This window comes from Streptomyces yangpuensis, from assembly GCF_024666385.1.
GTDB lineage: Bacteria > Actinomycetota > Actinomycetes > Streptomycetales > Streptomycetaceae > Streptomyces > Streptomyces yangpuensis.
In genome coordinates, this window is sequence record NZ_CP102515.1 from 224779 (window position 1) to 246016 (window position 21238).

The following is a 21238-nucleotide window of genomic DNA, read 5'->3' on the forward strand; positions in this document are numbered from 1 at the left end:
AACAGCTTCAGCCGCGGCGGCCGAGCAGGACGAGTGCCTCGTCCACGGTGAGCCGGTCGTCACGGATCGCGTCCAGCAGGACGTCGAGGTCGCGGCCGGGGAGCGGCCGCGCGGCGGGGGCCGGACGAGCGGCCGTACGGGAGGCGGCGGGGGCGGACGCCTGGGCCAGTGCAAGGGCGGGGGCGGAGGCGGGGGCCGGCGCTGGCTCGCCCGTACGGATCGCGATGTACGCCGCCATGGCCACGAGGTTGGGGTGCTCGTAGAGCATGACGGCCCGCTCCCGGAGGCCGAAAGTCTGGTTGACGGCCGCGATGAACTCGGCGCCCACGATGGAGTCCACCCCGAGCAGGTTGAACGGGGCGGTGGTGTTGATGTCGCCGGGGTCGCAGCACAGGATCGCCGCGAGCTGTTGCCGCAGCACTTCCGCGATCCGCGCCGCCGGCGAGGGTCCCTGCGCCACGCCCGCGGGAGCCGGGGTGGGGACGGGAGCGGCGGCGGGGGCGGAGGCGGGGCGGCTCCTCGACCGTGTGATCTCCTGGGCGAAGGACGTCGGGGTCGGGTAGTCGTACAGGTCGGCGGCGCGTACCTGCACGCCGTACCGCCTGCGGACGACGGCGACGAACTCCACGACGAGGAGCGAGTCGAGACCCAGGGCCGGAAAGGTCTGGTCGGGGTCGATCTTCGCCGGCTCCACCCGCAGGATGTCGCCGAGCACCTCGATGAGGTCTGTCAGTACAGCCGCGGGATGTTCATTCGTCATCGCTGGCTCCTCCAAGCCGTCGGCGGCAGGTGCTCACCGGGTGCTCCCGGTGACGCCGGCCGGTACCGGTCTCTCCACGTCGTCCGAGGCGCCGTCCGCGCGGCGGACCGGCCCGCCGGCTCCGGGCGTCCCCACGCGGTAGTGCGTCTGCGCGCCCTCGGGCACCAGGCTCGGCAGCAGCGCCGCCCACAGCGCGGTGACCCGGCGCCGGAGTTCGGCGTGGGGCATGCCGGTACCGGCCATCGCCTCGATCCCGAAGGCCGTCGCGGCCACCAGGGATTCGACGCTCTCCCAGCTGTTGCCCGAGCGGAGCTCCCCGGCGTCCTGGGCTTGCCGCAGCAGCTCGCAGACCACGTCGAGCCAGACTCGGTGAAGGTCGGTGCCGACCTCCTGGAGACCGGCGCACTCCTTGGCGATGCGGAAGCCGGCCGGGATCGCCGGCTCCTCGCGCAGGCTCCGGGCGAGCCAGTGTGTCGTGTCGATCAGGGTCTGCAGCGGACGCAGTCCGGACGTGCGCAGAGCGTCCACCGACGCGTGCAGCAGCGCGCAGCCGCGCTGCTGGACCGCCTCCGCGAGTTCTTCCTTGGAGGCGAAGTGGAAGTACAGCGCCCCCTTGGTCACTCCCGCGAACGCGGCGATCTCGCCGAGCGTCGCGTTCGCGTAACCGTTGCGGTGGAACATCTCGGCCCCCGCCCGCAGGAGCTTCCTGCGGGTCCGCTCCGACCTCTCCTGCACCGCGCTGCCTCCCCGGCCCGTGGTCCGGACGCGTGACCGGACCGGCGAGCCGGCCGCAGCCGCGTGCCTGGTGTCGCGTGCGGCCATCTCAGCCCACGCGGACGAGCCGGTCGCTTCCGGTCTCCGCCGCCACAGGAGTCTCGGGGCCGGCCATGAGGATCGAGCGCTGCAGCCTGCGCAGGGCGCCCGAAGGCTCAAGTCCGAGTTCGCGCACGAGTGTGCCGCGCAGCCGCTGGTACACGTCGAGGGCCTCGCTGCGGCGGCCGGAGCGGTGCAGGGCCAGCATGAACTGGCTGTGCAGGTTCTCGTGGGTGCGGTACCGGCTGACCAGCACGGTCAGTTCGGCGAGCAGCTCGCGGTGGCGCCCGATGCGCAGATCGGCCTCGATGCGCTGGTCGAGCGCGCACAGCCGGGTCTCCTCCAGCCGCTGGGTCTCCATGTCCAGCTGGATACCACCCTGTACGTCGGCGAAGGCCGGCCCTGACCAGAGGGACAGCGCCTGGCGCAGCAGCCGGGCGGCGCCCGGGAAGTCGCCGGCGTCCATGGCCCGGTAGCCCATGCCGGCGAGCCGGTCGAACTCACGGACGTCGCTCGTGCCGCCGCCGCTGTTGAGCAGGTAGCCACCCGGCAGCGTGACGAGTACGTCCTTGGGGTTACGCCGGCCCGCGGCGCCGTCGGCGGCGCCCTGTTCCAGGGCGGTGGCGATGAGGGCCCGCAGTTGCAGCACGTAGGTCTGCAAGGTGGTCCGGGCGCTGCGGGGCGGTGCGCCCGCCCACAGTTCCTCGATGAGGGCCGACACGGGAACGACCTGGTTGGCATGGAGCGCCAGCAGAGCCAGCACCTGTCGCGGCTTGGGTGCGGTCGGAGTGACGGAGACTCCGTTTTCCCGCACCGCCAGTGTGCCCAGTACTTCGATGTCCACGCCGTACTCCCCTGTCCGTGGATGAGCCGCAGTCAGTAAAAAACAGGACCAGCGGTTTGTCAATCCAAAACCGACCGCGCTGTTTTCGCGCCTAGCCGCTCTGACGAGGCCTCACGCATCCACTTGACCTGCGAAGTTAGCTACTGACGCAGGTGTGAGGGCGTCCGCAACCCTGCATGTGACGCTCCAGAAGGAAGGCTGAAGCGGCAAAAACAAACCGGACGGTCATCTCATCGAAACCTCCGGGCGGGTCGTCACGGGGCTGCCGGCGTCGGCATACGCGAAAGCGCCCCGGCCCTCCGCACGGTGTGCGAGGAACCCAAGCGCCCTGACCCTGCGTAAGAGCCCTACGGCCCTACGGCAGCCGGGTCCCTACGGCCCTACGTCAGCCGGGTCCCTTCGGCCCGGAGGCCGCCGAGACGGACCGCCGGCACGAGCGTCGGCAGCAACAGCCGCCAGAACCGGGTGACCGTCGATGCCGACAGCCAGGCCGGGTCCCGGCCACCGAGCACCTCGAATCCCACGGCGGCGGCGACCACGGCGGTCTCCACGTCCCCGGCGCTCACCGTGGGACGCAACTCGCCTTCCTCTTCGGCCCGTCGCAGCGTCTCGTGGACCCAGAGCCGCCAGCGGTCGCGCAGACCGGCCCGGCGCGGGCGGTTCAGCTCGCCGCTCAGCGCGAAGCCTGCCCGCAGCACGACGTCGGCACAGAGCGCGGCGGCGAGCCCCTGGGTGACGTCGACGAGAAGCTGCACATGGCGGCTGGCACCGGACGGGAGCGCGCGGTCGGTGACGGCCAGCAGCCGGGCGAGCGCCTCCTCCTCGACGGCCTCCGCCAGGACGGCCTTGTTGGCGAAGTGGAAGTGCAGCGCCCCGTTGCTCACGCCCGCCAGCGAACTGATCGCGCTGATCGATGCCGTGGAGAAGGCCTCTTGGTCGAACACCTCGGCCGCGGAACGGATCAGAGCCTCACGCGTACGCGCCGCGCGCTCCTGTTTCACCATCGACCGCTCCGTCATCGCAGGGGGCGTCGCGCCTGCCGAAGGGCAGGTCGGCGTGCTGCCCCGATCAGAAGGCCCACTGTAACAAACCGTCTGTGCGGTTTCATATGGGCCCTCTGTCCAGAGTTCCCTGAACCGGAACTCGCGCGGTCCGCGGGAGGGCTGTCGGCGCACCTTCGGTCGCCCCGCTGGAGAACCGCTCGTGCGGCGCTCGAGCGTCCCAGGGCTGGGCAAAGGGGCGTCTGCCCAGTACAGAGGAGCTCAATCCGATTTCACCAGCGACGACGCGTGAATCGGAATAGACGCCTCCGCCAAATTTGGTGGCAGGGTGCTGAATGCACTAGAAATTAAACCGGATGGTATGTAGTTTTCGGGGCCAGGAAGAGCTCCGAACGCATTTCACTCGCCCAGGGGGAGCAATGTCTGCGAGCACGTTTCACGTTGAACGGACAACATTCGCCGCGGAAACAAGAGGGGATACTCAGGGCTCCACGATCAAGCCGGGCGGCTTCTTCCCCACGACCCTGACCTCCACCGTGCCGAAGGAGCTGGTGCACCGGTCCGCCGTCTCGGAGGTCGTCCTCACCGACTGGGAGCGGGTGGACGACACCCACTTCGTCATATCCGCCCAGTGGCCCCGCGGCCACAGCTTCTTCACCCCGGTCGCGGGCGATTACCATGATCCGCTGATCGGCTGCGAGACGATCCGCCAGATCGGCATCCTGCTGGCGCACGCCGAGTTCGGTGTTCCCTTCGGCCACCAATTCGTCGTCTGGGACCTCGACCTGGCGGTCGAGCCGCAGCACCTCCGTATGGGGTACAAACCGGCGGCACTCAGCATCGACGTCACGTGCACGGAGATCAAACAGCGCGGCAAAAACGTTTCCGGCCTGCGTATCGACGCCGTGCTGCACCGCGACGGCCAGGTCGTCGCCACGGGGGGCGGTTCCCTTTCCTGCATGGCGCCGGCGGTCTACGAGCGGGTGCGCGGCGATCACACACTCGGCGGCGGGTGGTACCAGCTCCCGCTGATCAGCCCGGCGGCCCCGCAGAGCGTCGGGCGCATGTCGCCCATGGACGTCGTCCTCTCGCCCACCCCGGATCAGGCCCGCTGGCAGCTGCGGGTGGACACGCGGCACCCCGTGCTCTTCGAGCACCCGGTCGACCATGTCCCGGGCATGGTGCTGATCGAGGCGGCCCGCCAGGCCACGGCGTCCGTGCTGGGGCGCTCCTCCTACCTTCCGCTCAGCATCGCCAACGAGTTCAAGCGATACGCCGAGCTCGACTCCCCGTGCATGATCGAGGCGGTCAAGCTGTCGACGCCCCCCGGGGGCGGGGAGCGCGTCCTGGTGACCGCCCGTCAGGACGGTGCGGTCGTCTTCACCTCCCTCGTGACCGCCGGGTCGCACGGCTGCTGACCGGAGGCGTCGTCGGCTGCCGCCCGCCGGCAGCCGATCCGGCCGTCGATCCGGCCGTCACAGGGCCGCGAAGGCACCCAGATGGTCCCGCGCCCACCCGCGGAAGGTCCCGGCCGGCCGGCCCAGCAGCGTGGGAACGGCCGTGTCCACGTGCACCTTCGCCCCTTGTCTCTGCCGTTCCGCACTCTCCAGGAGCGCCTCGACGACGGCCGGCGGGTGGTTGCGTCCGCCCAGCGCGGTCCGCGCCCCCTCGGGACCCAGTTCCTCGAACCGCAGCGGACGTCCCAGCAACCCGGCGAGCTGGGCCGTCTGTTCGACCGCCGTGATCGGCTCGGGCCCGGTCAGCGTGTGGATCCTGCCCGCGTGGCCTTCCTCGGTAAGGGTGCGCACCGCAACCTCCGCGACATCACGCGGATCGACGCAGGAGTTGGCCGACGTCCCGTACAGGGCTCGCACCACCCGGTCCGAGCGGACGGACGGCGCCCAGGCGAGGGAGTTGGACATGAACGAGCGGGGTCTCAGCAGGGTCCACTCCATTCCGGAGCCACGCAGCAGTTGCTCGTTCCGGCGTTGCCGCCGCGTGATCAGGTCCTCGGCCCGGCTGTCCGCGACCGCCGCGGCGGACAGCTTCACCACGCGCCGTACGCCGGCCGCCCGCGCGGTCCGCAGGAAGCGCTCGTCGTCGTGCCCGTAGGGCATGGTGACCAGCAGCACGATGCTCACCCCGCTCAGCGCTTGCCTCAACGAGTCGGCATCCGAGAAATCCCCGTGGACGACCCGGGCCGTCTCCGCCGCCCCCACCACGCGCTGCGGATTCCTGGCCATGATGCGAACCGCCAGGTCAGCGGGGAGTCGGCGGACCACTTCCCGCCCGACGGTGCCGGTGGCACCGGTGACAAGAATCATGAGCTTCCCTCTCTGATTCAGCGCTTTTCCCGTGCAGATGCGGGGCGGGGGAACCGCCGACCGCTGTAAGATACGAACTGGGCGGTTTTTTATGCTCAACGACATGAGGTAGGGAGGAGGCCGAGTGGCTGAGCAGGTACGAGCCATCCGCACGCGTCAGACGATCCTTCTGGCGGCGGCCACGATCTTCGAAGAACACGGGTACCAAGCAGCCACGATCTCCCAGATCCTCAAGGCGGCAGGGGTGACCAAGGGCGCGCTGTACTTCCATTTCGAGTCGAAGGAGGACTTGGCCCAGGGTGTGATCGCCGAGCAGGACCAGCGGTTCGTCGTTCCTCCCCGCGCCTCCAAGGTGCAGGAGATCGTGGACGTCGTCATGCTGCACGCCCACCGCCTGCAGACCGACCCGATGGTGCGCGCCGGCGTACGGCTGACGATGGACCAGCTGGCGGAGGGCCTCGACCGTAGCGGCCCGTTCCTGCGCTGGAGCGAGGTCGGCCTCGAACTCCTCCAGCAGGCCCAGGCCCAGGGCGAGCTGATGCCGCACATCTCGCCGTCCGAGACGGCCGATGTCATCGTTGGCTCCTTCGCCGGTATCCAGTCCATGTCGCAGGCCGTGAGTGACTATCGCGACCTGGTGGGCAGGGTCTCCGCACTGATGCGCCACGTGCTGCCCAGTGCCGTGGTGCCCTCCGTCCTCGCCTCGCTCGACCTGTCCGAGGACCGAGGCGCCGCGGTGTACGCCGAGGCGCTCGCGGCCAGCGGTGACCAGGAGGTCCTCGACGCCGCCGGCTGAGCCGCCGAGGCCCCGCCCAGCCCGACCGTCAGGGGCGCCCCAGGAGGGCGCCCTCGGCGAAGTACACCGGCAGGGCCTCGGCCAGATCGCACTCCCCCGCCGCCCAGGCGAGGTAGCCGTCGGGCCGTACCAGCACCGCCTCGTATGCCACGTCGGGGGTGGCCTTCGCCCGCACCACCCGCACGGTGCCCGTCCAGTCCCGCGCCTGCTCGGCGTAGCGTTCGGCCGACTCGCCGAGGAGCAGCAGCAGCGGCCGGCCGTCCCGCAGCAGCCCGATCACGTCGGTCTCGCCCGCCTCGGTGGACAGCGGCACGTTGTGCAGAAACGCTCCCGCTGCCGGGCAGCGCTCACCGGTGTGATCAGGGAGCACCGTGTCCTGTGCGCTGATCATGCCGCTGAGCTCACCGCGCTCGCCGTCGGCCGCCAGCAGCCCGGCGAACACCTGCCGCAGGACGTCGAGTTCGGCTCCGGGCCGCATCAGCGCGAGCTGGGCCCGCGTGTTGTCGATGACCCGCCGGGCCAGGGGCCGACGTTCCTGGTCGTAGGTGTCGAGCAGGCCCGCACCCGCCGAGCCGTGCACCGTGAGCGCCAGTTTCCAGCCCAGGTTCAGCGCGTCCAACACCCCGGTGCTCAGGCCCTGCCCGCCGATCGGGAAGTGCACGTGCGCCGCGTCCCCCACCAGTAAGGCCCGCCGGGCGCGGAACGTCCGGGCCAGGCGGTCGAAGTCGCTGAACCTGCTGAGCCAGCGCGGCGCGTCCATCCGGATCTCCTCCCCGGCGATCCAGGACACCTCCTGCCGGAACTCCTCGAGGGTCACCGGCAGGTGCCGGTCGGCGTGCGCCCCGGCGCAGTTGAGCGTGCGGATGTGAGTCCGGCCCTCCGGGTCGCGTTTGGCAACGATCCAGCCCCGCGGAGTGCGCCGCCAGCCGTCGGCCAGCGCGTCGGGGTCCGGCAGCGTCACAGTGCCCATCAGCGCGGAGACCGTCGCCGGACGGGTGTCGGAGTCGATGCCGGTCCGCGCGCGGACCGTGCTGCGGGCGCCGTCCGCGCCCACCACGTATCCGGCGTGGCAGACCACCGCACCCCGCGGGCCCTCGGCCACGACCCGCACCCCGCCGTCGTCCTGGACGACCTCGGTCACGCGGTGCTCGCGCAGAATCCGCGCGCCTTCCTCCCGTGCCCGCCCCTCGAAGAGCCGTTCCAGCTCCGCCTGGGGGGTTTTGAGGATCGGTTCCGGTTCGCCCTCGGGAGCTGTGATGACAAGCCCGGGCAGACCCGCGAAGTGGAAGCGGCCTGCTCCCCCGCCCTCGGTGTACGGGTACCCGCGCCGGGCCAGGCTCTGCACCGCCCGGGCGTGGAGCGTGGTCGCCCTGGGTCCCTCGGACACCTCGGCCCGGGTCTCGAGCAGTACGGTGTCGACCCCGTATGCGGCCAACTCGGCCGCCATGAGCATGCCGACGGGCCCCCCGCCCACGACCACGACCTGCGCGTGCACAGCCATGCCTCCCCCTCGGCCGACTTCCCCCTGGCTGAAAATATACCGGCTGTGCTGTTTTTTTTCCAGCGGTCGGGAAGCGAGAGTCCGATCGGCGTACTGTTTACGGCAGCCGTTCCCGCGTCGCGGACGACATCGGGCCGCCCTCCGAGCGCTCCGTCTTGTACCCCTTGCTGCCGGGCGCCAGCGTCCGTGCGTCCACGGCCTCGGCGGGGGCCCCCGTGGCGTACAGCCCGGCGGGGTCGGTGTCCCGGTCGTGGGGAAGCAGCCAGAACACCCGGCGCCGGAACGCGCCCGAGCGGGAGGGCCTGGCTTTCGGCCCCAGCTGGGCGTACCCGACCATCCGGCCGTCACGGTGGTACGCGGGCTTGCCGCGCCGGGTCGGCAGCCGGTCCAGGCTCTGGCGGACGTAGTCGAGCCGGCTGATGTCCTCGAGCCAGACGAGGTCCACCTCGTGAACGATCTCGTCTTCTGCGATGAGGGCGCTCATGCTGTCTCCTCGTCCGCGAGCAGGCCGATGCCCGGGTAGTACTTGCGTTGGTTGGAAAGGATCATTTCCTTCGGTGATGCCAGCCCCACCACCTCACGGACGCGGGCCGCGAAGGCCCGGGACGAGATCGCCGGAGCCCCTTCATTTTGGCACCAGCTCCTGTAGGCCGCGTAGAGCTGCGCTTGTTCCGCCCGCAGATCGGCCCCGAGGCTGCAGGTCTCACCGACGAAACGCCCGGTGTGATCCTCGGTCTCGGCGTACGCCGTCGTCGCGATGCGAACCCGCTCCGGACCCGAGAGGTCCTTGTCGCCGCCGAGGTAGCGACGGGCGCCCTCGATGAGCCAGTTGAGGATCCCCGGGCCCTCCTGGGTGACGAGGATGTCCGCCAGGTTGTCGATCTTGCGGTCGTCGGAGACGACCCGCTCGAACGGGATCAGCCGCATACGCCGCCAGAACGCGAAGCCACCGGTGCCCACCTCGGGCCGGTGGTTGCCCAGCAGCCACATCTTGTGCGTCGGCTCAAAGCTGAAGAAGTCCTGCCGCATCCGGCGCGCCTTGATGCGGTCGCCGCCGGTGAGCAGCTTGACCCGGGCCTCGTCGAAGCGGTCCCCCGGCTTGACCTCGCTGCACACGATCACGCGTCGGCCGTGCAGTTCGGCCAGATCGGTCGGGTGGCCCTCGTACGGCCGCGACATCAGGAAGCCGGGGGGCGCCGCGTCCGCATAATCGCCGAGGAGTTTCATCAAAACGTCGAGGAGGACGGACTTGCCGTTCTTGCCGGAGCCGAACAGGAACGGCATGACCTGGGCACCGACGTCTCCGGTGACGGAGTAGCCGAGCAGCAGCTGGAGGAAGTCGATCATCTCCGCGCCCTCCGGCCCCTCGCCGAAGGTGTCCGTCAGGAAGCGGTTCCAGCGCGGCGTGGGCATCGGCTGCGGCGCCGCCGACGTGGACCGGGAGTGGAAGTCCTTCATGGGGTCGGCGGGCCGGATGTTCCCCGTACGCAGGCAGACGACGCCTCGGGGCGTGCACAGCGCGTACGGATCGGCATCCAGGCGCGCCGCGTTGAGCACCATGCCCGGGGCCGACTTCGCTTGCGTGAGCAGCGCGTTCATTCCGCTGGTGCTCAGGGTGCGGCGGCGGTGCTGCTGCAGCGCGGCCGGTGTGAAGACGCCACGCGGGTCGGTACTGGCGATGGACTCCGCCAGGTCGCCGGCCGACCACATCACGGCGTCGTCCTCGTCGATCTGCCAGCGGGTGCCGTCCCACCGGAACCATCCGATACCGGGAACGTGGCGGTAGTCGTTGCGATAGAGCTTGACGAACAGCTTGGCGTTGCCGCGGTCGGTGAGCGTGTCGGGCAGCAGCCCCTCCGCCGTCGCCTCTCCCTCCGTGTCCCGTCCGGCCTCGGCGGCCGCAGCGGCGGCCGGCACGTGGTTCTGCCGGGGCGCCGGAACCCGCTGCGCGAGGATCTGCGCGGCAACGGCCTGGACATCGAAGGCGGACAGCACTCGGTCGTTGTCCACGCTCACACGCGACCCCCGACCGGCAGCGGACGTGCCAGACCCGCGTTCAGCCCGCCACGGAGGATGGCGTGGCAGCGGTGCCGCTGACCGGGACGGGCCTGTTCGGCCGCGTCGTGCAGCGCCCGCGTCGCCTCGGCCTCGGTGACGTGCCCCGCGGCGACCAGTCCGCCCGCGGTGTAGGCGGCGCGGTTCAACTTCTCTGTGAACGCGGCGCCTTCGGGCACGGCGGCGCATGCCGCGACATCGGCGAGGACGCCGGCCAGGACCCTCTCCCCCACGCCGCGGCCGCCGCCGGCCGCGATGACCGCCTGGCGGGCGCGGGGCGGCACGGACCGGGGCCCGCGCAACGCCGCGTCGGCGGAAGGCAGGTGCCCGGTGCGCTCCAGTTCCACGGCGAGCCACGTGGGCAGCGCGGCAGGCACTCGCACGATCCCCACGGGCCGGTACACGCCCGCGGGGGTCACCGTCCCCGGAGCCACGATGTAACCGCCGTGGGCCCTTACGTCGACCTGCCAGGCGAGGGCGCGGGCGCTGCCCGATCCCGCGGAGCACTGCCAGGGCCGGCCGGCATCGTCGCGGTACCACACGTGCATGCCCCCGGAGGGAGTACGGACACGCAGCGTCGACTCGTCGTCGGCCGGGCTGACGGCGCCACGCAACGCCGCCAGCACACCCAGGGTGTGAAAGCCGTTGGCCAGCCCGGTCAGGTCGACCGCTGAGGAGATCCCGACTCCGGGCAGCAGCCGGTCACGGCCGGGAAGTTCACGCGCGTGCGCATCGATGTCGATGACGACCAGACCCGCGGGCCCGGTGGCGACACCCACGCCGAGATCCGGACGGGCACCCCACCACTGCCCGATGCGCTCGACGTCGAGCGTGGCGGCATGGAAGCCGTGGCACCAGCGCCCGGCACGGAGGCAGTCGCACCCCGCACGGTCATGGCCCGGTGCGCGGCACGCCTCGCAATTGCCCACGGGGGTCTTGCGGCCCGGGGCAAGAGGGTGAACCGGCCACCCCTGGCGCGCGCACCACCGGGCAGTCGTCAGAGGCTGCGCCACGCCCGAGACAGTTCTCACGTCATGCCGTCGGTCGCTGCGCGAAACCCGCAGCTCAGCTGCCATGCTTTTCCCCCATCAGCGACTAAAGCGACTCAACGCCGAACGTCAGGTTAGCGAAACCACCGAGGCAGCAGAGGCATATGAGCCAGAACATGTGTACGTCTTTGCCAAGGAGTCCCAGCGACCCAGCGACCCGGTGGGTCAGCTACTGACGCTCGTTCAGTCGCTCGTCCGCAGAACCATAAAACACCAGTTCACAGCCTTTCCGGCAAGAGAACAGCGACTGAAGCGACTCAAACCCCCTATATATGACGGTGTACGCCCGCACAGGCACACACGCGTATGTCTCGATATACCTGAACCTTGAGTCGCTTCAGTCGCTGACGATCCGCTTCACTACCTCTGACCTGCGCATTCGTCCAGGATTTCGGAGCGACTGAAGCATCGCTCGGTCGCTGGCGTTCAGTCGCTGCGCCCTCAGCCGCTCCCCCACCCCCCACTGGGCCGTTCCAGCCTCTCTCGATCCGGGCTCGAGCGAGAGGCGAGCGGCATGGGGTACCAGGCCGCTCTCACAGGACGTCCCACCGACACCTACCGGCCGCCGCGGCACCTGGAACGCCGGCCCGCCGCCCTCTCTCAGGACCCGGCCAGCAGGACCGAGACCTGCCGCACGATCAGGGCGAGGTCGCGTCGGTGCTCCGGCGGAAGGCCGCGACCGAGGTCCTCGGCGACTTCCTCGACGCCGCTCGTGACCTGGAAGTACCGCTGCAGCATGGCACTGCGCTGTTCGGCGTCCAGGTACTGCCGGACGAAATCCATGAGAGCCGCACCATCGCCGCGCAGGCTCGGCAGTGCTTCCTCGAGGACCTCCGACGGCTGCGCGGCGGGCCGGGGCTCGGGTACGGGTACGGGCGACGTGATCCTCTCGGCGGGCCGGGGGTTATCACGGCGTGATAGGGCAGACTCGGGCTGGGGGTTGTCACGGCGTGACAGCCCCGCGGTGTCCGCGGACTTGTTCAGCCTGCCCTGGGCACGGGCCTCGGCCTTCTCACGCTGCTGCTCGGGCGTCAGCTTGGACAGGTTACGGACGTCTTCGACCTTGCGGCGGCCTGCGATCAGGTCGGCTTGGAGGTCGGGGGCGAGGTCGAGGATCGACAGCTTGGAGGAGATCGTGGACTGGCCGATCCCAAGCCGCTTCGACGCCTTGTTCTGGGAGCCGTAGAACTCGACGAGCCTCTGCAGGGCGTAGGCCTGTTCGAGCGGGTTCATGTCGACGCGGTGAACGTTGGCGACGAAAGCGGCTTCGAGGAGCGACTCGTCCGTGGAGACCAGGTCGTTGTTGACACTGACGCGGATGGATTCCAGGCCGGCGAGGCGTGCGGCTTCGAGCCGTCGGTGACCGTCGACGACGATGTAACGGGCATCCTCCACCACGTCGCCGGTACGTTCCGGGCGCTCGGCGAGGTAGGCGTCGCGGGTGGCGACGGTGATGGAGTTGACGAGACCGATCTCTCGGATGCTGTCGGCCAGACCGTTCAGGTCGCGCAGGTCCTCGCGTGGATTGTCCGGGTTCTGGCCGATCAGCTTGAGGGGCAGCTCGGTGGGTTCGGGTACGCCCGCGGTGGGTGCGGCGGTGGCGGCACCGATCGCGGCACGGCGGGCGCTGATGGGACGCGCCTGTGCGAAGGACGCGCCGGCGCCGAGGTTCTTGGCCTTGCTCACTTGCTGATCTCCCTGGCGAGGGCTCGGAGGGCGACGGACTGTCCGCAGCGGGGCGCGTAGGCGAGGAGGGGACGCTTGGCGCGCACGGCCTCCTTCTGTTCCTTGAGGTCTCCGATGACGCCGACGACGCGCGGATCCTTTATGTCCATCCAGGACTGGAGGGAGGACGTCGCGATGTAGCCGCGGCGGGCGTCGTAGTGGTTGACGACGAGGCCGAGGTAGTCGATGTCGAGGGCGAGATCGGCACGCATGTCCTCGATCTGAGAGGTGAGCAGGCCGTAAGCGTCGGCGCTGCTGTCCTCGGCCTGGACGACGATGAGGGCCCCGGAGTTGCCCGCCTCTTCGTTCGTACGGCGGCGCCCGTAGTAGGAGGCGGCGTCCATGCTGAGGCCGAGGCTCGGGGGGCAGTCGATGAGGATGACGTCGTAGTCGGATTCGACCGCTCGCAGGGCGCGTTCGAGGGCGGCCTCGCGGGCTCGTACGGCGGCGAGGCGGACGTCGAGGAGGAAGGCGTCGGTGCAGGCAGGCAGGAGATGGAGCCTTTCGCCGAAGCGGTCCTCGTCGACGGCGGCGACGAGGTCCCGCAGTTCGCCCTTGGCCTCGCCGGCCATGTGGTTGGTGAGGGAGTCGCCGTCCATGGGGAGCGGTTCGTGTCCGAGCTGCTTGGTGAGGTGACCCTGGGGGTCGAAGTCGACGAGGAGGACGCGCTGGCCGAGACCGGGCAGGTCTTCGAGAGCCAACGGGTCGTCCGCTCTCTCGTCATCCTCGAGGCGAGCGGCGAAGTGCTTGGAGACCCGGACGGGGACGAGGGCCGCTGGGTCCTCGGCGAGGGCTTCGCCGAGGCCGGCCGTGATGGCGGTCTTGCCGACCCCGCCCTTCTGGTTGCAGACGATGATGCGCCGAACGGTCGTGGGGCGCATCACCTCGGGGGCGGGGTTGCTGTCGAGCCAGAGCCGGACAGCTTGGGCGATGCCTTGGGTGAGGGAGACTCCGCGGTCCTTGCAGTCGCCGCGGAAGCCGCTCCACAGGCCTTCGGGAAGGAAGGTGGAGTACGTCTCCGCGCCTGCCGTGTCGACGGCTGCGGGGTTCGAGGCGAGGGCGCGCCAGGCGGTGATGCCGGCTTCGACGGCGTCCTGCATGTCGAGGCCGTGGAGGGCGGCGCGGATCTTGAGTTCCTGCCGCAGCGTGCTGGTGAGCTTGGTGACGACCTTTTCGCGGTCGCCACCCGTGTCGGGTGACGTCATGGCCGTCACTGTACTAACGCACTAGATCATCTTCAGCCATTGACACGTTAGGAAGGTTACGAACTCGCCGCGGGCTATCACGCCGTGATAGCCCGCAGGCCCCGGGGAGATGGCGTCGTCGACCTGTCACGCCGTGATGACCCCACGGCCCGGCGAGCGCTACGACTGGCGGTCGGTTCGTCGAGGTGCCCGGCGGCTGTCAGGCCACCGGCGTGAAGGCGGCACGAAGGAATCCGCGGCCCCTGCCGCTTCCGGGTCCGGGATCAGGTCTCAGCGGAGCGGTGCGCTGTGGTCCCGCTCCAGGCCCAGGGGGAGTTCACCCCGTGAGCTGATCTGCAGCTTGCGGTAGACCCGGGTGAGGTGCTGCTCGACCGTACTGACCGTCAGATAGAGCTTCGCGGAGATCTCCCGGTTGGTCAGTCCCTGCGCGGCCAGGGTGGCCACCCTCTGCTCGGAACTGCTCAGCTTGGTGCGGGTCTCTCCTTCAGCCGGGGCAGGAACGGTCCGCTCCGGGGTCAGCGGCGCGTCGGGGAGGATCTCCTTGCACAGCGCGGTCGCCTCGGTGTCCTTGGCCAGGTTCCACGCCGTGCGGATCATCGCGCTGCCCTTGGCAGGAGCGCCGTCGGCCTGCAGGGCACGGCCCAGTTCGGCCATGGCGCGAGCGGCCTCCAGCCGGTCCCCGGAACGGTGCAGCTCGTCGATGGCCTGGCCCAGGGTCGTGATGCGCCACTTCGGCTCGCCGGTCATCGCCCGCAGCCGCAGGGAGATGCCCCGCACCCAGGGCCGCCGGGCGTCCGGCAGGGCCAACTGCTGCAGTACCAGCTGCTCGGCCTGCCGGTCCTCGCCCAGCCGGAGCAGGGCCTCCGCCGCGTCCGTGCGCCAGGGCAGGAAGGCGGGACGGTCGATGTTCCAGCTCTCCAACAGCCGCCCGGTCTCCAGGAAGTCGGCCAGTGCCGCATGCGGCTGGTTGACCGCGAGGTGATAGACCCCGCGGGCCCGCAGGTAACTCAGGCCCGGCAGGGTGGCGAGGAGTCGCGGTGACACCTGACGGTCGGCCAGCCGCGAGGCCTCCGTGTACTGGCCCATCGCCGTGCAGGCCCGGATCAGCACCGCCGTGGGGCCGCAGGGGAAGATGCCGTTCTTCTCCGGCAGGGCCTCCAGGGCCGCCGTGGCGTACGTACGGGCCCCGCGCAGATCGCCCAGCCGCAGCAGGGCCTCGGCGTACAGGGTGGCGAACAGGGCGGTCCAGCCCGGGGCCTCGGCCCGCTGGGCCTCCTCCAGCAGCCTCCGGCTCCAGGGCACGGCCCGCTCCGGGTGGTCGGAGCAGACCAGGGAGCGTACGGCCCGCGCCAGCGGGGTCAGCGTGGCATCGGTGAGCCGGGCGGACTGCAGCAGCCGCTCGCTCACGGCGGCGGGGGAGTCGAGCACCGTGTCCAGCGGGGAGGCGCCGGGCGATTCCGTACCGCTCGCCAGCTCCTCGGCCTCCGCCACCCGACCCTGGGTGAGCAGCAGGCCGGCCAGCTGCTGGATCTGCTCGGGCGCGGGCCGGTCCGGTGACCGCGGGTCCAGCAGCGCCGTCAGCTGCCGTTCGGCCGCCGTCGGATCGAACCGGGCGGTGAGCCGGGCCATGCGCAGCCGCAGCCCGGCACGCTGCGCCCTGTCCTGCTCTGTGCCCCCGGCCCCCATCTCCTCGCAGGCATGCAGGGCCAGTTCGAGGAGCCGGGCCGCGCCCCGCGCGTCGTCACGGGTCAGCAGCTCCTCGGCGGCCTCGCGCAGGACCTCGACCTCGTGCGGAGTCACCGGCGGAACCGCCGTGGCGCCTTCATCGGCCGAGGCCAGCAGATGGGCTGCGACGGCCGTGGCGGGCCCCGCGTCCTCCCGCAAGACCTGGGCGGCCCGCCGGTGCATCTCGCCCCGCAGGACGGCGCCCGCGTCCTCCAGTACGGCGCCCGTCGCGCCCGGGTGCGGGAAGCGGGCGTCCTTCAGCAGTCCGGCCGCCTCCAGCGCGGCCACCGCCCGGCGGGCAGTCGGAAGGTCGATCTCCAACAGGCGCGCGGCCCGCTCGACGGAGCCCTGCTCGCCGAGCAGGGCCAGGGCGCGTGCCATGCCGAGCGCGACGGGCCCGGTGCGGTGCAGGCAGGTGGTCAGGGCTTGGGCGTACGGACCGCCCGGCTCCGGCGCGAACGGCTCGGCCGGGGCCGGGCGGTGGTCCCGCTCCTCTGCCAGGGCGCGCATCAGCAGCGGATTGCCGCCGCTGATGCGGTGCAGCTCCGTGCACAGCGGGTCCGCCTCCCCGCCCAGGACGGCGGCGGCCTCGTCGGCGGTCAGAAGGGACAGCCGAACCCGGCGGAAGTGCGGCTGGCGCATGACTTCCGTGGTGAACACGGCGTCCAGGGTCTCGGCATGCGCGGATCCGGTCAGTACCACCAGGACGGCCGCCGAACGGGCGTGCCGGGCCAGGTACTGCACGTAGTGCAGCGACTCGACGTCGGCGTGCTGCACATCGTCGATGCACACCACCACCGGGGCGTCCAGGCTCAGTTCCCGCACCTCGGTGCAGAACACCCGCAGGGCCTCCGCCCACGAGGGAGTTCCGTTCCCCCCGGCCGGCCGCGGCAGGGCGAACAACTGCTCGCCGTGGAGGAGCTGGCGCACCACACCCAGGGGGACCGCCCGCTCGTCCGGGGAGGCCACGGCGGAGAGCACCGTCGCCCCCGCCTCGGCCGCGCTCTCGACGAGGGCATCGGCCAGCGCGCTCTTGCCGCACCCCGCCGCGCCCTCGATCCACACGATCCGAGAACGTCCTGCCACGCAGTCCGCCAGCGCGGCGTCCAACGTCCCGATCACCGATTTCCGGCCCACCAGTTTCACTACCCGCCCCCGTGGTCGAAGGTCCACCCCTCATCCGGGTTACAGGGTGCACAGACCCCCCTACAGGGCACCTCGAACGACTGCGGAGGCATGCCTGAGAAACGCTCGTGACGCGCTCGGGGACGGGGCTGCCCGCAGGGGTCAGAGGGAGGGTTCGGCGCGCAGCAGACCGGCGTCGCGCATGTCCTCCACCCAGATGTCGAGATCCGCCCGGGCATGGTCCGGTTCGATGTCCCACATCTGGGCGAGCAGGGACGCGGCGGCCCCGGCGTCGCCGTCGTTGCGGCGCAGCGCGATCCACATGGCGGTCGCCACGGGCCCGCACCGGTACAGGTGCGGGCCGTCGCCCGAATCCGCCCTGAGTTCCAGGCGGCCATCCGCGTCCACCGAGGCGACCTGCACCCCAGGCGTGGGTCGGATCCGCACAGCCACCTCCTGCGTCGGCCCTCCCAGCGGAATGCCTGCTTCAGCGCCGGCCTCCATGCCGGTCGAGGAAGTGTCAAGTTATTACGGAAACCGGGACGGATCCATGGTCACGCCCGCAATCTGGGGTTCCTCCGGGTCCACCCCTTTGGACGGCCAGGCCCGGGCTAGGGGCTCGTCGGGTGGGCCGAACCGCCCTCCCGTGGCCGGAAAGCCGCCCCCGCCGGGCGGCGGGACACGGGTTCCGGGCGCAGCCGTCCGGGCGGACCCGGGCCATGCCTCCGGCGGGTTCGGTGGACCCGGGATCGCCCCGGAGCCCCGCGCCCGCTGCCTCCCTCGCTCGCCCCCGCCGCCGGGCAGATGGCCGAATACCCGGTGCCGGAAGGGAAGAAGAAGACCGGGGGGTCTTGCAGGTTTCCGGTGGGAAAAGCGGTGTCCGGCGGCCGGACAGGGCCCGCCCGCGCACTTCCCGTACGCCCCGCCCAACCCCTCCGGCGCGCTCCGGTACGAGCCTGCCCGGCCCTGCCGGGGCACCGCGCATCCTCCGCCGGGACCGGGCTCGTTCTGTAGCGGAAGTCGAGCAGGGGCCGAGCCCTCTTCGAGTCCGGGCTCCGACAGTGGCCTCACAACCCCTGCCCCCGACATCCACATGCAGGCGGTGACCCCGCCGTGGCCGACCAGAGGAGCCTTCCATGGTGACCTTCGTCAACAAGCTGACCGTCCACGGCGACATCGACACGTTCCTGGAGGTCAAGTCCCGCCTGACCGCGTACATGAGCGCCCAGCCCGGCTACATCGGCCACCAGGCGCTGCGCCACCTCGGCGACGAGCGTGTCTTCCTCGAGCTCGCCATGTGGCAGGACGCCTCCTCCCACCAGCAGGCCGTGCGCAGCGAGGAGTTCCAGATCCTGGTCAAGGACCTCGCTCCGCTGGCCACGCCGGAGCCGGGCCTGTACCGGACCGTGGAAAAGTCACCCGATGTCCGATGACGTACGGTCCCTCGTGCGGGCAGGCACCGAACCGGCCCCACCGCCGCCCCCTGCCGAGCCGCTGACCGTACTGTTCACCGGCCGGCCCGGCCCCCGCCCCCGCCTGGGCCGGGAGCTGTACGTTGCCGTCCCGGTCTTCCGGAGTGCCTACGACGCTGTCCGCGACGCCCTGGAACCCTGGCTCAGGCTGCCGCTGGCCGCCGTGGTCTTCGCGCCCGAGGGCGGGGTGGACGCGAGCCTGATCCGTCGTGCCGAGTTCGCCCAGCCCGCCCTCTTCGCCTTCCAGGTCGCCGCCTACCGGCTGTGGCAGAGCTGGGGCCTTGAGGTCCGTGCCCTCTCCGGCGTGGGCACCGGCGCCGTCGCCGCCGCTCATGCCGCCGGCACCCTGCCCCTGCCCGAGGCGGCCCGGCTGATCGCCGCCTGGAGCCGGCTGCCACCGCCCTGGCCCGTGACCGGGCCCGCCGACCGGGCGGCCCGGACGGCCGAGGCCGAGTTCCGAAGGGCCGCCCGGGCCGCCGGAGAGGCGCTGACCGCGGCCGGGCGCGCCGCCCCGGCCGGCCCGCCCGTTCCCTTCGTGTGCTCCACCACCGGCCGGCTGCTCGCCCCAGGGCCCGGCGGGCAGCGGCTTCTCGCCCGTCACCTGCTGCACCAGGCCCGGCAGCCCGTCTCCTTCGCCGACGCCGTCCGCACCCTGGACGCCGCCGGCTTCCGCCGAACCCACCCGTGCGGCCCCGACCCCGAGAACGGCTGGCCCGACAGCGAACTGCGCGCGGTGGCGGGCGTGCTGACGCACACCAGGGCGCACGAGCCCGGCTGCACCCCGCCTCGAGGGAGCTTCGAGCGCCCCGCCCCAGGCTGAGCACCCGCGCGCGGACGCCGGCAGGCCACGACAACGGGACCTGCCGTCGAAGCGGCGCTCGCGGCGGCCGGCGCCGTGCATCACCCCGCGGAGGGGCTCCCGGTCACCGGACGTACATGGGTGCCTCGACGATGCGGCGCGGCGCGGTGCCCGGGGCTTCACCCTTCGGCGCCGCGAGCCGGGCGGGACGTCGACGAGGGGCCCCGGGGCCGACCGCAAGCCCGGACGAAGGAGCTGAGTCCGCCACCATGACCATCACCGAGACGACGGAGCGCACGGAGACGGCGGGCCGGAGCACGGCCGCGCGCGCGGCGGCGGAGACCGACGCGCTGCGCCGGGCCGCCCGCCTCGAAGCCCTCCTCGGCGACCCTTACGACCCGGCCAACCCGCACGGTCTGGGCGCCCTGTTCGCCGCCGACGAACGGCGGGAGCCGCCCGCCGCCACCGAGGAGCTGCTGGCCGAGGCGGGGCTCGGCGCGGAGTTCGTGCCGGCCGAGTTCGGCGGTCGGCTGATCCGCCCCGACCTGCTGGTGAAGGTGCTTCGCCCGGTCTTCCGCCGCGATCTCGCGCTCGGCTTCGGCTCCGGCATCACCTCGCTGTTCGCCACCTCCGCGGTCTGGGCCGCCGGCACTCCCGAGCAGCGCGCGTCCACCGCCGCCACCCTGCTCACCGGCGGGCGCGCGTCGATCGTCCACCACGAGCTCGCCCACGCCAACGCCATCCTGCGCGACGAGTTCGCCGCCCGGCGCCGCCCCGGCGGCGGGTTCACGCTCAGCGGCCGCAAGGACGTCATCATCAACGCCGCCCGGGCCGACACCTATGTGGTGTACGCCCGCACCGACGCGGCCCGTGGCCCGCTCGGCCACTCCGTCCTGTTGCTCGACCCCGACGGACTCGGCGAAGGTCTGGAGAAGCTGCCGCGGGTGCCCACCGCCGGGATGCGCGGATCGCTCTTCTCCGGGCTGCGTTTCACCGACTGCGCGGTCCCGGCGGACGCCCTGGTCGGCCGGGTCGGCGAGGGCGTCGCCCTTGCCCTGCGCACCTATCAGGTCAACCGCTGCGTCATCGCCGGTACGGCCGTCGCGGCCGCCGGGACGGTCCTGCACTCCGCCGTACGAGCCGCCACCACCGGCCGTACCCGCCCCATCGCCCGGCGGCTGCACCGGCCGCTCGCCGGGGTCTTCGCCGACCTGCTCGCATGCGACAGCATGGCCACCGTCGCGCTGCGGGCGCTGAGCCTGCTGCCCGACCGGACCCATGTGCTCGCCGCCGCCACCAAGTACGTCGTACCGGACCTGCTCCGGGAGAGTCTGGAAGAGCTCGCGGCGGTCATCGGCTCGCACGGCTACCGGCACGGCACTCCCGAGTACGGGGCCCTGGACAAGCTCGCCCGCGACCTGCCGGTGGCCGGTCTCGGTCACGCCGGCACCGCCGCCTGCCAGGCCGTGATCGTCCCTCAGCTGCGCACCCTCGCCGAACGTGCCTGGTTCCAGGAGGAGGAGCCGCCACCCGGGCTGTTCCGGGCCGGGGCGGTCCTGCCACAGCTGGACTACCGGCTGCTCGCCATCGCCGACGGCGGGGACTTCATGGCCGCCTCGCTCGCCGGGTCCGCCGCCCGGCTGGCGGAGGTACGCCGGGTCGGCGGCCTGCTGACCGCGCTCGCGGACCTGGCGGAGGCCTTCGTCACCGAACTGCGGGCCCTGCGCGAGCAGTGCCGGGCGATCCCGCCCGGGGCGGCCGCCCTCCGGGACCCCGCATGGTGCGTGCTCAGCGACCGGTACGCGCTGGTGCTCGCGGCCGCCGCGATCCTGGCCACCTGGGAGGGGCAGGACGGCAGCGACCCCTTCCTGGCCGCCCCTGCCTGGGCGGTGCTCGCCCTGACTCGCGTCGGCGGCCGGCTCGGCATCCCCGTACCCGACCTGCCCGACGACTGCCTGGGGCAGATGCTGGAGGAACTGGTGTGCCGCTACCGCGCCGGACGCAGCTACGACCTGGACGCCACCGAGCTGGCCCGGTGAGGAGA

18 protein-coding genes are annotated in these 21238 nt (G+C 71.7%); 5 read left to right on the plus strand and 13 right to left on the minus strand.

Annotated elements, in window-relative coordinates:
• Nucleotides 1-7: 7 nt before the first annotated feature.
• The 4 genes from NRK68_RS34905 to NRK68_RS34920 form a co-directional block, all read right to left on the minus strand.
• A complete protein-coding gene (locus tag NRK68_RS34905; protein WP_308296352.1) occupies nt 8-760 on the minus strand; it encodes a phosphopantetheine-binding protein in 753 nt (250 codons plus the stop codon).
• A 33-nt stretch (nt 761-793) separates the two neighbouring features.
• Nucleotides 794-1495: a ScbR family autoregulator-binding transcription factor gene (locus NRK68_RS34910; protein WP_257858198.1), complete on the minus strand. Its 702-nt coding sequence runs from the start codon at nt 1493-1495 to the stop codon at nt 794-796.
• Nucleotides 1496-1583: 88 nt separating this feature from the next.
• Nucleotides 1584-2417, minus strand: coding sequence for an AfsR/SARP family transcriptional regulator (locus NRK68_RS34915; RefSeq protein WP_257858199.1), 834 nt, complete (start codon nt 2415-2417; stop codon nt 1584-1586).
• A gap of 380 nt (nt 2418-2797) precedes the next feature.
• On the minus strand, nt 2798-3421 hold the full coding sequence (locus NRK68_RS34920) for a ScbR family autoregulator-binding transcription factor (RefSeq protein ID WP_257858200.1): 624 nt from the start codon (nt 3419-3421) through the stop codon (nt 2798-2800).
• A 416-nt stretch (nt 3422-3837) separates the two neighbouring features.
• Between NRK68_RS34920 and NRK68_RS34925 the strand changes: the two genes are divergently transcribed.
• Nucleotides 3838-4836 carry a ScbA/BarX family gamma-butyrolactone biosynthesis protein gene (locus NRK68_RS34925; RefSeq protein ID WP_499403613.1) on the plus strand — a complete coding sequence of 333 codons (999 nt, stop codon included), beginning with the start codon at nt 3838-3840 and terminating at the stop codon, nt 4834-4836.
• 57 nt (nt 4837-4893) lie between these two features.
• Here the strand turns inward: NRK68_RS34925 and NRK68_RS34930 are convergent, their stop codons facing one another.
• Nucleotides 4894-5742 carry an NAD(P)H-binding protein gene (locus NRK68_RS34930; protein WP_257858203.1) on the minus strand — a complete coding sequence of 283 codons (849 nt, stop codon included), beginning with the start codon at nt 5740-5742 and terminating at the stop codon, nt 4894-4896.
• Between the two features lie 124 nt (nt 5743-5866).
• Between NRK68_RS34930 and NRK68_RS34935 the strand changes: the two genes are divergently transcribed.
• Nucleotides 5867-6538 carry a ScbR family autoregulator-binding transcription factor gene (locus NRK68_RS34935; protein ID WP_257858204.1) on the plus strand — a complete coding sequence of 224 codons (672 nt, stop codon included), beginning with the start codon at nt 5867-5869 and terminating at the stop codon, nt 6536-6538.
• Nucleotides 6539-6566: 28 nt separating this feature from the next.
• Here NRK68_RS34935 and NRK68_RS34940 read toward each other — a convergent pair whose 3' ends face one another.
• The 8 genes from NRK68_RS34940 to NRK68_RS34975 all read right to left on the minus strand — a co-directional run bounded on the left by NRK68_RS34940 (nt 6567) and on the right by NRK68_RS34975 (nt 17370).
• Nucleotides 6567-8039: an FAD-dependent monooxygenase gene (locus NRK68_RS34940; RefSeq protein ID WP_257858205.1), complete on the minus strand. Its 1473-nt coding sequence runs from the start codon at nt 8037-8039 to the stop codon at nt 6567-6569.
• 97 nt (nt 8040-8136) lie between these two features.
• Nucleotides 8137-8523, minus strand: a complete 387-nt coding sequence (locus NRK68_RS34945; protein ID WP_257858206.1) for a DUF6009 family protein — start codon at nt 8521-8523, stop codon at nt 8137-8139.
• Entirely contained in the window at nt 8520-10049 is a 1530-nt protein-coding gene (locus NRK68_RS34950; RefSeq protein ID WP_257858207.1) for a DNA primase family protein, read from the minus strand. The genes NRK68_RS34945 and NRK68_RS34950 overlap by 4 nt, the downstream gene beginning before the upstream one ends.
• 2 nt (nt 10050-10051) lie before the next feature.
• Entirely contained in the window at nt 10052-11170 is a 1119-nt protein-coding gene (locus NRK68_RS34955) for a bifunctional DNA primase/polymerase (RefSeq protein ID WP_257858208.1), read from the minus strand.
• A gap of 573 nt (nt 11171-11743) precedes the next feature.
• Nucleotides 11744-12829 carry a ParB/RepB/Spo0J family partition protein gene (locus tag NRK68_RS34960; RefSeq protein ID WP_257858209.1) on the minus strand — a complete coding sequence of 362 codons (1086 nt, stop codon included), beginning with the start codon at nt 12827-12829 and terminating at the stop codon, nt 11744-11746.
• A complete protein-coding gene (locus NRK68_RS34965) occupies nt 12826-14073 on the minus strand; it encodes a ParA family protein (protein ID WP_257858210.1) in 1248 nt (415 codons plus the stop codon). Before NRK68_RS34965 ends, NRK68_RS34960 begins: the two co-directional genes overlap by 4 nt.
• Nucleotides 14074-14343: 270 nt before the next feature.
• The gene (locus NRK68_RS34970) at nt 14344-16971 is read right to left on the minus strand and encodes a helix-turn-helix transcriptional regulator (protein ID WP_308296353.1); all 2628 of its coding nucleotides are present in this window, start codon (nt 16969-16971) and stop codon (nt 14344-14346) included.
• Nucleotides 16972-17085: 114 nt separating this feature from the next.
• Nucleotides 17086-17370, minus strand: coding sequence for a PqqD family protein (locus NRK68_RS34975; RefSeq protein ID WP_257858211.1), 285 nt, complete (start codon nt 17368-17370; stop codon nt 17086-17088).
• A 689-nt stretch (nt 17371-18059) separates the two neighbouring features.
• Between NRK68_RS34975 and NRK68_RS34980 the strand changes: the two genes are divergently transcribed.
• From NRK68_RS34980 to NRK68_RS34990, 3 genes are all read left to right on the plus strand, one after another.
• Entirely contained in the window at nt 18060-18356 is a 297-nt protein-coding gene (locus NRK68_RS34980; RefSeq protein WP_257858212.1) for an antibiotic biosynthesis monooxygenase family protein, read from the plus strand.
• Complete coding sequence (locus tag NRK68_RS34985) at nt 18346-19215, plus strand: acyltransferase domain-containing protein (protein ID WP_257858213.1); 870 nt, start codon at nt 18346-18348, stop codon at nt 19213-19215. Before NRK68_RS34980 ends, NRK68_RS34985 begins: the two co-directional genes overlap by 11 nt.
• Before the next feature lie 248 nt (nt 19216-19463).
• Nucleotides 19464-21233: an acyl-CoA dehydrogenase family protein gene (locus tag NRK68_RS34990; protein WP_257858214.1), complete on the plus strand. Its 1770-nt coding sequence runs from the start codon at nt 19464-19466 to the stop codon at nt 21231-21233.
• Nucleotides 21234-21238 lie beyond the last annotated feature (5 nt).

What these genes read in the sequence shown, in the direction of transcription:
- NRK68_RS34905 (WP_308296352.1), bottom strand. Translation starts at nt 760, where the DNA reads ATGACGAATGAACATCCCGCGGCTGTACTGACAGACCTCATCGAGGTG.
- NRK68_RS34920 (WP_257858200.1), bottom strand. Translation starts at nt 3,421, where the DNA reads ATGGTGAAACAGGAGCGCGCGGCGCGTACGCGTGAGGCTCTGATCCGT.
- NRK68_RS34925 (WP_499403613.1), top strand. Translation starts at nt 3,838, where the DNA reads ATGTCTGCGAGCACGTTTCACGTTGAACGGACAACATTCGCCGCGGAA.
- NRK68_RS34930 (WP_257858203.1), bottom strand. Translation starts at nt 5,742, where the DNA reads ATGATTCTTGTCACCGGTGCCACCGGCACCGTCGGGCGGGAAGTGGTC.
- NRK68_RS34940 (WP_257858205.1), bottom strand. Translation starts at nt 8,039, where the DNA reads ATGGCTGTGCACGCGCAGGTCGTGGTCGTGGGCGGGGGGCCCGTCGGC.
- NRK68_RS34945 (WP_257858206.1), bottom strand. Translation starts at nt 8,523, where the DNA reads ATGAGCGCCCTCATCGCAGAAGACGAGATCGTTCACGAGGTGGACCTC.
- NRK68_RS34955 (WP_257858208.1), bottom strand. Translation starts at nt 11,170, where the DNA reads ATGGCAGCTGAGCTGCGGGTTTCGCGCAGCGACCGACGGCATGACGTG.
- NRK68_RS34965 (WP_257858210.1), bottom strand. Translation starts at nt 14,073, where the DNA reads ATGACGTCACCCGACACGGGTGGCGACCGCGAAAAGGTCGTCACCAAG.
- NRK68_RS34980 (WP_257858212.1), top strand. Translation starts at nt 18,060, where the DNA reads ATGGTGACCTTCGTCAACAAGCTGACCGTCCACGGCGACATCGACACG.
- NRK68_RS34985 (WP_257858213.1), top strand. Translation starts at nt 18,346, where the DNA reads ATGTCCGATGACGTACGGTCCCTCGTGCGGGCAGGCACCGAACCGGCC.
- NRK68_RS34990 (WP_257858214.1), top strand. Translation starts at nt 19,464, where the DNA reads ATGACCATCACCGAGACGACGGAGCGCACGGAGACGGCGGGCCGGAGC.